Source organism: Peptoniphilus pacaensis (genome assembly GCF_900088125.1).
In the GTDB taxonomy this organism is placed as follows: Bacteria; Bacillota; Clostridia; order Tissierellales; family Peptoniphilaceae; genus Aedoeadaptatus; species Aedoeadaptatus pacaensis.
On sequence record NZ_FLQT01000003.1, the window covers coordinates 171,631 to 184,804 of the forward strand.

Genomic DNA, 13,174 nt, shown 5'->3' on the forward strand with positions numbered 1-13,174 from the left:
ATTACCACCTTCCAAATGTGCAACGAAGTGCCTGAAAAAACAAAAGGCTTCGACTCACCGAGAACAAACTCGGCAGTCGGAGCCTTTTTTCTTACGCTGCTTCTTTCTTCGGTCCCCTCTTATCGATCCTTACCAAGCTCAGCACCGTAAAGAGCAGGCTGCTTCGATGGCTGTAGCCGGTGTATTTCGGCTCCCAGTCGTCGGTAAATTTGCTCTTGTAGCTGCGCAGGCCTTCAAAGGAATAGACGGAGCTTCCGAATTTGTAAACGAAGTAGGCGAGCTTTTCCTGCAAAAAGCTTTGTTCATTAATGCCTACATTGGCCAAGGGCGCCATGCCCAGGTCGAAAAACTTCTTCCCTTCTTCCTTATTGTGCAGGAAGAGATTTAAAAACATAAAGTCCATGGTACCGGCCGGGGCTTCTTCCGGATCGTATCGCATAAGATCGATGGTGGCCCAGCCCTCTTTGTACACGGGCATGAGATTGGCGAAGGCGAGGATGTCGCCGCCCTCGTCTTTCACCACGGCCATAGGCCCGCGGTTTAAATAGTCTTCGTCGAAAAATCCCAGGGAAAAGCCCCGCTCCCCGCGGTTGTCCAGCCATCTGTCGGAAATGGCCTTGAATGCGGCCATTGTCTTTTCGTCGTAGGGCGGACGCAGGACGTCGAAGGCCATGTTTTCTTTTTCGAATTTGTTCAGCAGATGGCGAAAGACTTTTTTGCTCTTTCCTTCCAGATTGAAATCGGCCAAATCCACCACGGCGTTTTCGCCGAATTTCATAAAGTGGAAGCCGTAGTCGTGAAGCTTCATAATAAGCTCCCGGGACACTTCGTAAAAGACCACGTCGTAGCCCAACTCGTCGGCTTCTCGAATAAAGGCGCTGACGCAGTCGTCCATGTACTCAACATTGCCCATGGGCCCGCCCATGACGATGACTTTGTCGCCGGCGGTCCTCAGTTGAAGGGCGCACATGTCCTCTCCCTCCACTTGATACCAATACAGGTCCTTGTCCCTTAAAAAGATCAGTCCCGCGTCCATATCGCCGCCGTAGGCCTCCAAAAGGGCTTCTACGCGGTCCAAGTCCGCCTCTTCCCCCACGGTTTCGCTTTCGCCGCGGACGTATCGGAAGATGGCATAGAGAATGCCGCCCATGACGAGAAGCATTACGCTGATGCGCAGCCAGTTCGCCTCAAAGGGCAGGACGATAAATTCCCGCGCCTTTAGCAACAGCCGCATACCCTTGGCCTTGTTGGCGATGGAAAGGATGTACATGGTGATAAAGACCAGGGCGATGCCCAAGTCAGTAAACAGGCTTTCTTTTCGGTAGATAAATTGCTTGCGGTACAAATCTCTGCGGCTTGCCACGGTAAGGATCGTGAGCAGAATCAAGTAGATATAGGTGATTAAGCCGAAGCCCGTCATAATGGCATAGACAAAGGTGAGGGCCAGAAAGAGCAGGGTGGGCGCCATGGCTTTTTTCTGCCGCTCCACGTGGATCCGCCCGAGGAAGATAAAGACCAGCCCCAAAAGAATGCTCGGCGATTGATACAAGATATTGGCGTGAATGGGATTCAGCTTCGCCAAAAGTTTGATGTGGTTGACTTTGTCGGGAATCGTCGCCGATAGGATCATAAAGATGCCGAAGAGATACATCATAAAGGAGCAGATGTCGTGGCCAATGGATTTGGCAAATTCCGCCGGCAAGCCGTCGTTTTCTTCATTAAAGCTGCGGCCGAAGTGCTTGATGAAAAAGTACAGGCCGATGAAAAAGGGCACCACATAGTAAAAGAGGCGGTACAGCAAGAGCCATGCCAGGACGTTTTCGTAGCCGATGCCTAAATTTCCGAGCCCCACGAGGGTCATCAGGTCGAAGGAGCCCAGACCCCCGGGCATAAGGGAGACCATGCCGATGAGATTGGTGGCGACGACGACGGTAAACACTTCTCCCACATGGAAGGTCTGTCCCATGCACCGACCGATGATTAAAAAGGTGCCGATGGCGCCGATCCATTCGAAAAGAGAGGTCAACAGCAGCTGCCGCTGTGCCCAATGGGGCACTCTTTTTTTCTCGTCTTTTTTTCGATTGGAAAACAGAATCACCGCAGGAGAATAGACCACGCCGCCGATGAGCCAGGGCATGTAGACCATGGCGGCGGAGTCCCGATGAAAATACAGATAAGCGAGGCCCAACAGGCTCAAGACGGATATGCCGATGAGGTAATAGAGGTACGTTTCCAAAATTACCTTCACCATTTCCACTTTATCTTTTTTTCTTCCGTAAAAGTAATTTCTCAGCCCCATATTGATCAGGCCGCCGAAGCCGATGAGATTGTTCATGGTGTTGACGGTGTAGCTGGTCTCGTAAATGGTGCGCTTCTTTTCTTTGTTGTCGATGAGGCGATTAAAGACCACGTCGTAATTGATCATGGGCACTACGGCTAGGATGCCCACGATGAGCATGAGCAAAATATTATAAAAGGGAATGCTCCCCAGGGCATCTACCACTCGGTCGTAGGAAATTTCCTTGGACAGGCTTTTAAATTCCACCACCACGAGAATAAAGACGCTTAGTATAAACAGGGGTTCCAGGTATTTTTTTAATTTTTCAAAGAGTTTTTTCATGATGCTCCTTTTAAAAAGTTGATGACGATGTCGTTAAAGGATTCGGCATCGGTTCTCGCCAGCTTGTGCCCCTGATCCGCCACTTCCACGTAGCGGCAGCCGGGGATCAGAGAGGCGATGTGTTTTGAGTGAGAGGTCTCTATAACGTCCTTGGCGCCGACGATGACCATGGCCGGGCAATTTAACTGCATCAGCTCCTCTTCCGAAAGATCCACGTCTCTTACCAAAAGCTTCGCCCTCAGTTTTACATCTTGGAATCGTCCGGAAAGAATGCTTAAGATCGCACCCGCCCCGTATTGCAAATAAGACAGGATCCGACTGAAAAATTTCGTCCCGCGAAAGGATAGATTGCCGGAATTTAAAACCAGCTTGTCCACATAGCTCGGATAAAGGGCGGCGAAGGTCATGGCCAAATTGGCACCGTCGGAAAAGCCGACGATGGAGGCTCTTGAAACGCTCAATGCGTCCAATGCCTCTTTCGTATCCCGGGCCATGAGTCTGAAACTTAAATGCTCGCCCCGATTGTTGCTCTTGCCGTGGGCGCGGCTGTCGAGAAAGATCAGTTGAAAATGTTTTTTAAATGGCGCCACCTGATAGTGAAAGAAACGGCTGTTGCCACCGTTACCGTGTAAAAACAAAACCGGTTCGCCCTCGCCGAAAATGGTGTAGAAAATTTTCGTCCCATCGGCCATTGTAAGATATCCGCTCGTCTTCATACTGCGCCTCGATTGCTCAATTCATTTAGTGAAAAAGACTCTCGTCTCGGTTTCTATTATAGTCTTTGCGCAAAAAAAGAAAAGGCATCTTTCCATAGAAGAAAAATACCTTTTCTTTGATTTCTCTATTCTCTTGCCTACCTTGCTCTTAGCTGAAGTCCTTTAGGGAATCGTCCACCAGGACATTTTCCAAGGGGGTCTTGTATTCGGAATCGCTCATGTACTTGCCCAAGGCTTTTCGCACCCGGGTGGTGGAGGCGATGGTGCCCATGCCGGCGATGCAGCCGCCTTCGCAGGCCATGCCTTCCAGAAGGTAGCCCTCTTTTTTACCGGCCTTAGCCATTTGCAGCATGCGAATACATTCCTTCAGGGAGTTGGCTCCTTCGATTTGAATATCGCGCTCGGGCTCGATGCGCTCGGCCACTTCCTTTACCGCCGCGGCGACGCCGCCTGCCATGGCATAGCCTCTTGCCGAGGAGGAGGACTCTTCCTCTTCTTTTACCTCTTCGATTTCGGAAGGCTCGATGTCTTTGGCGACAAACATGCCCATGAGCTCTTCAAAGGTGATGACAAAGTCCACATACTCCTTCACGTCCCCGGTAATGGCTTCCACTTTTTTCGACGTGCAGGGGCCGACGAAGCAAACCAGGGCGTCGGGATCCTTGCGCTTAATGTGCTCCGCCGTATAGCGCATGGGGCTGCCCGAGTCGGATACATAGTCTTTCAGTTCCGGGAAGCGGTATTGAATCAAGAGGGTCCAAGAGTGGCAGCAGCTCGTGCCCATAAAGGGAATTTCTGCCGGCACGCGGTCCAAGTATTCCTTGGCTTCGTGCAGGGTGGTGTAGTCGGCACCGAGTCCCACCTCCACCATATCGGCAAAGCCCAGTTCTTTAATGGCGGCGCGGATTTGCTCCGGCGTGGTGCCGGCGCCAAACTGGCCGATATAGCTGGGAGCAGGAATGGCGTAGATGCGCTTGTTCTTTTGCTTCAGGGCCTTGACCAGCTGATAGATCATGGTCTTGTCCCCGATGGCGCCCCAGGGGCATTGCACGACGCAGCGGCCGCAACCCACGCATTTGTCGTGATCGATAATGGCCCGGTCTCTTTCGTCACTGCCGATGGCATCGACGCCGCAGACCGAGGCGCAGGGTCGGTCGTATTCCACAATGGCGTGGTAGGGGCAGGTCCTTTTGCAGCGGCCGCACTTCACGCACTTATCGTTATCGATGACGGCGCCGTTTTTGCCGATGGACACGGCGTTGACGGGGCAAACATTGGTGCAGGGATGGGCCATGCACTTGCGGCAGTTGTTCGTTACGAAAAGGGCGCGGGTGGGGCAGGATTCACATGCGAATTTAATGACATCCACCAAGGGCGTTTCAAAAATGCTGGTGGCCACGTCCACATCGTCGAAGCCCTCCGTCACTTTTATGTACTCGTCGTAGTCACGCAAGTTCATCCCCATGGCCAGACGAATCATTTCCTCGACGATGGCGCGCTTTCTGAATAAATCTTCCCGATCTTCCGGGGACGTACCGGGATAGAGGCGGTAGCCCACGGTTTCCAATTCATGCAGCGGTGTATCCGCATAAGCCATCTTCGCCACTTCGGCAAACACTCTGCGGCGAAGACTCATTATACTGGCGTAACTTTCTTTCACTTTTTCCCCTCCTACTTTTCCGACAATTTCCCTGCGCGGGACAGAATCATTTCCGAAATGACTTGGGGCTTGGCGGATGTAATTAATTCGCCGTCGATTTCCACGACGGGCACGTGATCCAGGCCCTTTTCCTTGCAGACGTTTGAACAGTTCATGTGCACGATCTCCAAGCCGCCCTCTTTAAAATAGCGTTTTTGAAGACTTTCCAAGGCGTCGAGCACGGCGCTCGAGCCCATCATGGTACAGCGGGAACCGACACAGACTTTGACTATCATAGACTCTCCTTCTGAATTCCTACTGAGGGCTCTTGTTAACGATGGAGCGGAAGGCCGCATTTCTGTCCAAGGCTTCGTAGACGGGCAAGCTGATCAGGGTGCAGATGATCACTTCGCTGGCCGCTACGGACAGGCTCATGGTCAAAAATCCGACGAAACCGCCGCCGAAAGCGAGAACTAACTCAAAACCGATGATCCACGAGAATAGGGCAGGCATGAGACTTGCCACCCACTTCTTCTGGAGCTTACACATAAAATACAAGCTGATCGCCGTGTGGAATGTGCCGAAAAACAGATCGTACAGACCCAAAGGCGAGCTTATATTCGACAGGAAGACGCCGAGGACGATGCCCGGCGCAAAGGCGGGATTGTAAAAGGCCAGGAGGTTCATAATTTCCGACACGCGGAATTGAACGGGGCCGTATGAAATAGGTGCGAAGACCACGGTAAGGGCGTAGTAAACCGCCGCCAACACCGCCGTCGTGGCGATCCAATGGGTGCTTAATTTATTCTTCATAGTTCTTTCCTTCTTCTATCATCCGATTGCTGTGAGCAAGGCGGGATGCCGCCGCCGCGGCAATGGCTGCCACAATGTCGTCGCTGAAGGTGGTGACCTCTTTGCCCTTCATCTTGTCCAGTTTGTCGATAATGCCGATTTTCTTCTTGTCCAAAAAGCCGAAACTCGTCAGGCCGATGGATCCGTAAAGATTGACGATGGAAAGGCTCAACACCTCGTCGATGCCGTAAAGGCCTTCGTCATTTGCGATAATGGATTGAATGGGCTCTTCGAAAAGCTCCTGATCCACAGCCTTGTCGATGGCCAGGGCCGTCAAGACGGCGTGGATGGTTTCTCTCTTTTTGAGCACCGCCAGGACGTTTTCTTCACACATCTCCATGGTAATAGGGGAATACTCGCTCTGTAATTGGTAGACGATTTCTGAAATGTCGGAAATCTCTACGCCTTTTTTCTTTAACGCCTCGATGGTAATTTCATGAAGGCGCTCCATATCGTAATTATACATTCTAACCTCTTTCTAATTTCTATTTTCGTCTGTTGTCCCGTCTGCGGCGATACTTCGCCGGGCCCAGAGCCGCCACGAGGGTGGCCAGCGCCTGAGGCAATAGGGCGCAGACGCCATAGACCGCCGGAGTCTGCTTCAGACGCATAAGACTCACTGCCGCCATTTGGGGCAACATGGTGACGTCGGCGGGAAACCGCCACAGGGAGCGAAAGGCCCCCCGCACAAAGCCTTCGTTGCCGCCGCCAAAATAGGCGATGGCGAGGAAGACGCCCCAAATCAAAGCCGGCAAAAGCAGGGTCAAAAGGCCGTCGGTAAAGCCCCGCACATTCATGAATTTCCCTATGAAGAGATAGGCCGCAATCGTAAAGATGACGGGGATCAGCCGCAGGACGAAGTGGTCGTACACCACGCCTTCCACGGCGGATGACAGGTGCAGATAAATCAAAAAGACGGAAAAAATCAGGATGAGCAAAAACTGACCCAGGGTAAAAATGAGCAGATTATTGCGCATTGGTCGCCCCCTGACTGTCCAGAATGCCTTTCAATCCGTCGGTAAAGGCGGTGGTGCCGTCTTCGAAGATCCAATAGGCCTCTACGCCGTCCAGGCTGTCCACCAGGGCGCGCCCCTTTTCATAGGGCATACAGAAGACGGTGGTGGAAAGAAAATCCGCATAGCCGCTGTCTTTGGTCACGATGGTAACGGAGCGGGCATAATCCGCCGGCATAAGGGTGTCGGGATCGATAAGGTGGTGATAGTGCTTGCCGTCGACGATGTAATAGCGTTGATAGTCGCCGCTGGTCACCACGGACATATCGTTAATATAGATGATGTCTTTCATGTTGTCGTCCGCCGTGCCGTCGCCGGTAATGGCTTCGGGATCTTGCAGGCCGATGCCGAAGGCATCCCGGTCCGCTTCCGGCGCGGAGCCGATGATTTTCACATTGCCGCCTGCGCTGATAAGGGTCGTCTTCACGCCCGATGCGCGAAGCTCTTCGCCGATAAGCTCCGTGGCATAGCCTTTGGCCACGGCGCCCACGTCGATTTTCAGTTTGGGATCTTTGATTTCTACGGAATGATCTTCGTCGTTTAAGACGATGTCGTCGATATTCGTGTGCTTATTGGCTTCCTTGAGCTCTTCCATGGGGGGAAGCTTCGCATCGGGAAGGCCTTTTTGCAAGACCGTATCGTCGGGGCTGCGATCCACTTCCGGCACCACTTCATAGGCGTCCCGATAGTCTTGCCAAATGGAAGTGACGGCGCCGAAGGCGATATTTGTTTCGCCGTATTTTTTGTAAAGATCCTTGGAAAAGCGGAGCAGATCGTACAATTCTTCGTCTACGACGACCTTGCCCTTGCCCGCCTGATCGTTCACGGCCTTGACATTGACCAGGCCGTCGTAATTTTTAAAGCCGCTGTAGAGGCGGTCCAATTCCTGATAGCGCTTGTGGATTTGTTCAAAGGTTTTATTGGCGCTCTCTTCATCGGGAGCGTAGACAATGGCACTCACCACCGTGTCGAAGGTGTCGTAAAAGGTGGTTTGGAAGCGCTCCTGCGCCGCCTCCTGCACTTGATTGTCGTCCGCGCTCTCGGCGGTATCGTTGCCTTTATTTTGCCCGCAGCCCGATAAAAGAACCAGGGCCGCCATCCATAGGGCCAGTAATTTTTTCATGTATCCTTCTCCCTCGCCGCTTAAAATCCGGCGAAACATAGAAAAAGAACGGGTTTGCCGTTCCTGTTTGCTGACTTTCATTGTGTCCGCCCCCGACCATTCTTTTCAAAAAAATCTGTTGCACGAACGGGAATTTTTGCGGGGACTTTGCTTCTTTTATTCTATCGGACAGGGCTCTTCTTGGCAAGTTTTTCATGGGAATTATATAGTAGAATTGCCTATATCCCATAAAAAAAAGAGGGAACCCCCAGGCTCCCCCTTATTGGATTGTTCTGGTTTTTACCATCCGCCGCTGGCGCCGCCGCCGCCGGATGATCCGCCGCCGCCGAAGTTGCCTCCGCCGAAGCCGCCTCCGCCGCCGAAACCGCCTCCGAATCCGCCCCCGAAGGGGATAAAGATCGGGCCGCGATAGCCGCCTCTTCCTCCACCTCCGCGGCGATTATTTCGCCGACCGAAAATCAGCACGATGAGGATGATGATAATCGCCAGGCGAATCACATCCGCCAGTTCGGCTGCCTCGCTTTCAGAGGCTACGCCTTCGGTGACGGCGTCTTTACCCTCGATGGCGATTTGGTATTCTTCTTCCACTTTCGAAAGAATTTCCCCGAAGGCCACGCGGATGCCCGCCTCGTAATTGCCGTCTTTAAAATAGGGCACCATGTCGTCTAAAATATTCTTCGCCACCATATCGGGAATGGCGCCTTCCAAACCGTAGCCCACTTCGATTCGAAACTTCTTGTCTTCCATGGCGATGAGGAGCAGGACGCCGTTGTCCTTTCCCTTGGTGCCGATGTCCCATTTGTCAAAAATATCCACCGCCGCCTCTTCGACGGTTTCGTCCTCGGGCAAGTGATCCAGGACACAGACCACCACCTGGGCTCCCGTTTGCTCGAAGAGGGACTCGTTGGTCCTGATGATGTCGCTTTTCGCCTCATCGCTCAATACCCCCGCCTCGTCGTAGACGTAAAAATCCTTCGTCGCCTCGGGCAGGCCTGCGGCAAAGACGGGTAGGGACAAAAAGCACAGGGCCAGAGCCAGTAGAAACAGGCGCTTTTTCATGGCTCCGACCTAAAATTTAACCTCGGGGGCCTTCTCGGCGCCGGCGGCCGCTTGGAAGTACTCTCTTTGACTGAAGCCCAGCATTTTTGCCACGAGATTGGTGGGGAAGCGCTTCACGGATTTGTTGAAGTCCGCCACAGCTTCGTTGTAGCGCTTGCGTTCCACGGCGATGCGGTTTTCCGTGCCTGCCAGTTCCGCTTGCAAATTGGCGAAGTTGCTGTTAGCATGCAGCTCCGGATAGGCTTCGGCCACCACATTGATGTTTTTCACCGCTTGATCCAATTGCTCGTTGGCCGCGGCGTATTCCTTCGGCGTGGAAGCGGCCTTGACGGCGCTACGCGCTTCGGTAACTTTCGTAAAGACTTCTTCTTCGTGTTTCGCGTATCCCTTCACCGTTTCCACTAAGTTAGGAATGAGATCCGCCCGGCGCTGCATGGTGTTTTCCACTTGGGCCCAAGCTTGGTTCACGTCTTCATCTTTTACTTGCAATTTGTTGTACGTGGATCCGAAAATGCCGGCAATAATCAGCACAATGGCCAGTACGGGAATTAATTTTTTCATCGGTTCTCCTTTGCTCGAATGGTCGTAATCTTCAACGTTTCCATGGAGGCATCCACCATGGCTTCAATATCCAAGTTCGCCTCCGAGGCTTCCATATCTTCCACCGTGGGGCGAAGGCTCGGGTGCTTCGGCAAAAAGACGGTGCAGCAGTCTTCATAGGGCTGGATCGATGTTTCGTAGGTTTCGATTTTTTCCGCCCAGCGAATAATGTCCACCTTGTCCATGCCGATGAGGGGCCGAAAGACGATGCGTTCCGCCACGTCGTTCATGACCGTGAGGCCGTCGATGGTCTGGCTCGCCACCTGACCCAGGTTTTCCCCGGTGATGACGCTCTTGTAGCCGTATTTGTCCGCCAAGCGATTGGCGATGCGCATCATAAAGCGGCGAGAAAGCACGGTCATTTCCTCCGGCGGGCAGTGCTTGTTCAGTTCCTTTTGAATGGGCAAGAGATTGACGCTGTAGACATTCATCTTCACTACGTAGCGGGCGAGAATCTTCGCCAGATTCATCACCTTTTCCTCTGCTTGAGGCGAGGTGAATGGATAGGAATGGAAATGCAGCGCGTCCACCTGCACGCCCCGCTTCGCCATTAAAAAGCCCGCTACCGGCGAATCGATGCCTCCGCTTAAAAGGAGCAGGCCCTTGCCATTGGTTCCCAGGGGCAAGCCGCCGTAAGTGGGAATCTTTTCGTGGTACAGATACATTTCGTTTTTGACATCTACATAGAGATAAAAATCCGGCTCGTGGACATCCACCTTAAGGCGATTATCGAAGTGATCCAGAATGACGCCCCCGAGGTCCATATTGATCTCTTGGGAGTTTTTGAAAAAGGCCTTGTCGCTCCGCTTGGCGACGACTTTAAATGTTTTAAGCTCCGGCTGCTCTTCGAGGAGCCGGTCGATGTAATTTACCGTCTCTTCTTTCAGTCGGTCCCAGTCCTTTTCAAAGCACCAGCTCGGGGAAATATACACGATGCCGAAGACGAAGCGCAGACGGTTAATGGCCGTCTCTTCCACTGCCGGATCGATTTCCACCTGGATTTTCCCCATTTCCGACTCAATGGCTATATACCCGACATCGGATAAGCTACTCTCGATGTTTTGGATGATTCTGCGAATAAAGTAGCGGCGATTGGCGCCTTTCAGCACCACCTCTCCCAAACTTAAACTTAATATACGCTTCATTCTACCTCCTTATAATGGCGCGGACCGTGTCCACCGCGTCCTTCAGCTCGCGAATAAAAATATCGATCTCTTCCGTCGTCGTCTCGCGACTGAGACAGATGCGTATGGTCCCCTCGGCTAAATTGTCCGATAAGCCCAGTGCCGTTAAAATGGGGTTTTTTCCCGTGCGATGACTGGAGCAGGCACTGGATGTGGAAATATAGATCTCTTTTTCCTCCAACATGTGGAGAAGCACCTCACCCCGCGTGTCAGCAATACTCACGTTTAATATATAAGGGCTCGCCGGTGCGTGGCTGTTAATGGAAATGGCGTCCATGGTTTCGATCCCCGCCCGTAAATGAGCCATGCGGGCCTCGGCATTCTCGAGAGCGATGCCTTCTTCCTTCAGGGCGTCGAAGGCGGCGCCTAAGCCGTAAATCCCCGGAATGTTTTCCGTGCCGCTGCGCATACCCATTTCTTGTCCGCCGCCGTAAATAAAAGGCTTCACGGATTTTTTCACCAGCAGGCCGCCGATGCCCTTCGGGCCGTGAAATTTGTGACCGCTGAAGGAATAAAAATCGCAGCCCATGGTGTCGAAGTCCACGGGAAGTTTCCCCACGGCCTGCACGCCGTCCACGTGGATCTTCGCCGTCGGGTAGGCGGCCTTTATCTTCGGCACCCACTCTTCCACCGGATTGATGCTCCCCAGCTCGTTGTTCACGTGAAAGAGGCTCACCAACACCGTGTCTTCGTCCACGGCATCCATGAGTGCGTCAAAGGGAATGTGGCCCGTCTCATCGATGGCCACTTGGCGCAGCTCAATGTCCGCCGCCTTTAAGACATTTAAAATAGACGGGTGTTCGATATTGGTGGTCACCACATTCTTCCCGCTCTTGTTTTGAACGGCGGAGCGCAAAGCCGTGTTATTGGACTCCGTACCGCCGGAGGTGAAGTACAGCTCGCCGCTTCGGCAATTAAAATAGTCCTTAATGCTTTCGCGGATGGCTTCTTTTTTCTTGCTCACGTCGTAGCCGAATTGATGCAGGCTGGACGGATTGGAAAAATCTTCCCTTAACGCCACGGTCATGGCGTCGATCACCGATTGCCTCGGCCGCGTCGTAGCGCAGTTATCTAAGTAAATCATTTGAACCTCCTCGTCCTGTGGTATACTTGCCCCAGGAGGAAATCATGGCTTATTTCTTGCAAATTTATTGTTCACATTACGGCCCCAAGGCGCGACCCGTGGCCTACGGGCTTCTGGGAGAGGATATCGTCATCGGCACGGAATCGGCCGATCCCCTCGTCGATTGGTTCCTTTCCTTAAACCGCGCACTGGAATCTTTACCTATACAGAATACCCTATATCTCTTTCACGGGCAATTTGAAACGCGCATCCTTTGGCCTTTTTTAACAAAAAAAGCCCGGGCGCGACTGGAAGAGGCGGTGGATCTTTACGACGAGATCAAAAAGCGAACCGCCCTCGCCCCCCTCTCGTCCTACAAAATGGCGAGCATGGCAAAGGACACCGGCTACCTGAAGGACGTCATCGTCGGCGACGGCTTTTCGGAATTTTTCAGGGGCGCATGTTCTGAAGACGTGGCCGTACAAATCGAAAGCAATCTCCGTGCCATGGCCGCCGTTCATGCCTATTACGAGGGCCTGAGGCGGCATCTGCGCCGAGGAGAGTTGGAGATCCAAGGCTTTACCCTCCGCCCCTTTCAAATCGTGGGAAAAAGCGAAGGGACCGTCGATCGCTACGTGCAATACGACGATCTCCTTTACACGGAAGAGAGGGGCCGCTTTACCTTCGACGGCCCGGCAACCCTTCTCCCCTATGACGACAAGCGCAAGGCCCTGGTTCTCGAAACCGATGCGCCCATCGAGCAAATCGTCGAGGCGCCGGAAGGCTTTTTGATTTTTGCCCTGGAAGACACCGTCTACTACGACACCATCTTTTCTCTCATCCAATGGCTGCGAGACAAAGGACAGTAATCCATATAATACGATGCCCGCGTGACGGGCATTTTTTATTTTCGGCACAAAAAAAGCCGAGCAGAACTCGGCTAATTTGGCAGGAGTAGTAGGATTTGAACCCACGACATTTGGTTTTGGAGACCAACGTTCTACCACTGAACTATACTCCTATAAGTGACGCTACTATCGTAACAGATATGACGGGCCTTTTCAATCCCCCGTGCGGCGGAGCAAAAGGGACCACGGTATAAAAAAACTGTAGCCCGCAGCTACAGCCCTCGAGTCTTTACTCAACTGGTGCCCAGAGCCGGAATCGAACCAGCGACACGCAGATTTTCAGTCTGCTGCTCTACCGACTGAGCTATCTGGGCTTATTGGTGGGCCCTCAGGGACTCGAACCCTGGACCTACCGGTTATGAGCCGGGAGCTCTAACCAACTGAGCTAAAGGCCCTC

General features: G+C 52.7%; 13 protein-coding genes and 3 tRNA genes. 1 reads left to right on the top strand and 15 read right to left on the bottom strand.

What is annotated here, in order from left to right:
* Nucleotides 1–91: 91 nt before the first annotated feature.
* The 12 genes from mprF to BN7444_RS00905 form a co-directional block, all read right to left on the bottom strand.
* Nucleotides 92–2,620, bottom strand: coding sequence for a bifunctional lysylphosphatidylglycerol flippase/synthetase MprF (gene mprF / locus BN7444_RS00850; RefSeq protein ID WP_068454459.1), 2,529 nt, complete (start codon nucleotides 2,618–2,620; stop codon nucleotides 92–94).
* Nucleotides 2,617–3,336 carry an alpha/beta fold hydrolase gene (locus tag BN7444_RS00855; protein ID WP_068454462.1) on the bottom strand — a complete coding sequence of 240 codons (720 nt, stop codon included), beginning with the start codon at nucleotides 3,334–3,336 and terminating at the stop codon, nucleotides 2,617–2,619. Before BN7444_RS00855 ends, mprF begins: the two co-directional genes overlap by 4 nt.
* A 148-nt stretch (nucleotides 3,337–3,484) precedes the next feature.
* Nucleotides 3,485–4,996 carry a 4Fe-4S dicluster domain-containing protein gene (locus tag BN7444_RS00860; protein ID WP_068454465.1) on the bottom strand — a complete coding sequence of 504 codons (1,512 nt, stop codon included), beginning with the start codon at nucleotides 4,994–4,996 and terminating at the stop codon, nucleotides 3,485–3,487.
* Nucleotides 4,997–5,007: 11 nt separating this feature from the next.
* Nucleotides 5,008–5,271: a (2Fe-2S) ferredoxin domain-containing protein gene (locus BN7444_RS00865; protein ID WP_068454468.1), complete on the bottom strand. Its 264-nt coding sequence runs from the start codon at nucleotides 5,269–5,271 to the stop codon at nucleotides 5,008–5,010.
* Between the two features lie 19 nt (nucleotides 5,272–5,290).
* The gene (locus tag BN7444_RS00870) at nucleotides 5,291–5,788 is read right to left on the bottom strand and encodes a QueT transporter family protein (protein ID WP_068454471.1); all 498 of its coding nucleotides are present in this window, start codon (nucleotides 5,786–5,788) and stop codon (nucleotides 5,291–5,293) included.
* The gene (locus tag BN7444_RS00875) at nucleotides 5,778–6,293 is read right to left on the bottom strand and encodes a phosphatidylglycerophosphatase A family protein (RefSeq protein WP_068454474.1); all 516 of its coding nucleotides are present in this window, start codon (nucleotides 6,291–6,293) and stop codon (nucleotides 5,778–5,780) included. Before BN7444_RS00875 ends, BN7444_RS00870 begins: the two co-directional genes overlap by 11 nt.
* Nucleotides 6,294–6,312: 19 nt before the next feature.
* Nucleotides 6,313–6,804 carry a hypothetical protein gene (locus BN7444_RS00880; protein WP_068454477.1) on the bottom strand — a complete coding sequence of 164 codons (492 nt, stop codon included), beginning with the start codon at nucleotides 6,802–6,804 and terminating at the stop codon, nucleotides 6,313–6,315.
* Nucleotides 6,794–7,963, bottom strand: coding sequence for an FAD:protein FMN transferase (locus BN7444_RS00885; protein ID WP_068458365.1), 1,170 nt, complete (start codon nucleotides 7,961–7,963; stop codon nucleotides 6,794–6,796). Before BN7444_RS00885 ends, BN7444_RS00880 begins: the two co-directional genes overlap by 11 nt.
* A 279-nt stretch (nucleotides 7,964–8,242) precedes the next feature.
* The gene (locus BN7444_RS00890) at nucleotides 8,243–9,022 is read right to left on the bottom strand and encodes a TPM domain-containing protein (RefSeq protein WP_068454480.1); all 780 of its coding nucleotides are present in this window, start codon (nucleotides 9,020–9,022) and stop codon (nucleotides 8,243–8,245) included.
* 9 nt (nucleotides 9,023–9,031) lie between these two features.
* Nucleotides 9,032–9,583 carry a LemA family protein gene (locus tag BN7444_RS00895; RefSeq protein ID WP_068454483.1) on the bottom strand — a complete coding sequence of 184 codons (552 nt, stop codon included), beginning with the start codon at nucleotides 9,581–9,583 and terminating at the stop codon, nucleotides 9,032–9,034.
* Nucleotides 9,580–10,767, bottom strand: coding sequence for a tRNA uracil 4-sulfurtransferase ThiI (gene thiI, locus BN7444_RS00900; RefSeq protein WP_068454486.1), 1,188 nt, complete (start codon nucleotides 10,765–10,767; stop codon nucleotides 9,580–9,582). Before thiI ends, BN7444_RS00895 begins: the two co-directional genes overlap by 4 nt.
* 1 nt (nucleotide 10,768) lies before the next feature.
* The gene (locus BN7444_RS00905) at nucleotides 10,769–11,890 is read right to left on the bottom strand and encodes a cysteine desulfurase family protein (RefSeq protein WP_068454489.1); all 1,122 of its coding nucleotides are present in this window, start codon (nucleotides 11,888–11,890) and stop codon (nucleotides 10,769–10,771) included.
* A 44-nt stretch (nucleotides 11,891–11,934) separates the two neighbouring features.
* Between BN7444_RS00905 and BN7444_RS00910 the strand changes: the two genes are divergently transcribed.
* Nucleotides 11,935–12,738, top strand: coding sequence for a hypothetical protein (locus tag BN7444_RS00910; RefSeq protein WP_068454492.1), 804 nt, complete (start codon nucleotides 11,935–11,937; stop codon nucleotides 12,736–12,738).
* Nucleotides 12,739–12,815: 77 nt separating this feature from the next.
* Here BN7444_RS00910 and BN7444_RS00915 read toward each other — a convergent pair.
* From BN7444_RS00915 to BN7444_RS00925, 3 genes are all read right to left on the bottom strand, one after another.
* Nucleotides 12,816–12,890 (bottom strand) — tRNA-Trp (locus BN7444_RS00915).
* A 125-nt stretch (nucleotides 12,891–13,015) separates the two neighbouring features.
* A tRNA-Phe gene (locus BN7444_RS00920) sits at nucleotides 13,016–13,091 on the bottom strand.
* 4 nt (nucleotides 13,092–13,095) lie between these two features.
* A tRNA-Ile gene (locus tag BN7444_RS00925) sits at nucleotides 13,096–13,172 on the bottom strand.
* Between the last annotated feature and the right edge of the window lie 2 nt (nucleotides 13,173–13,174).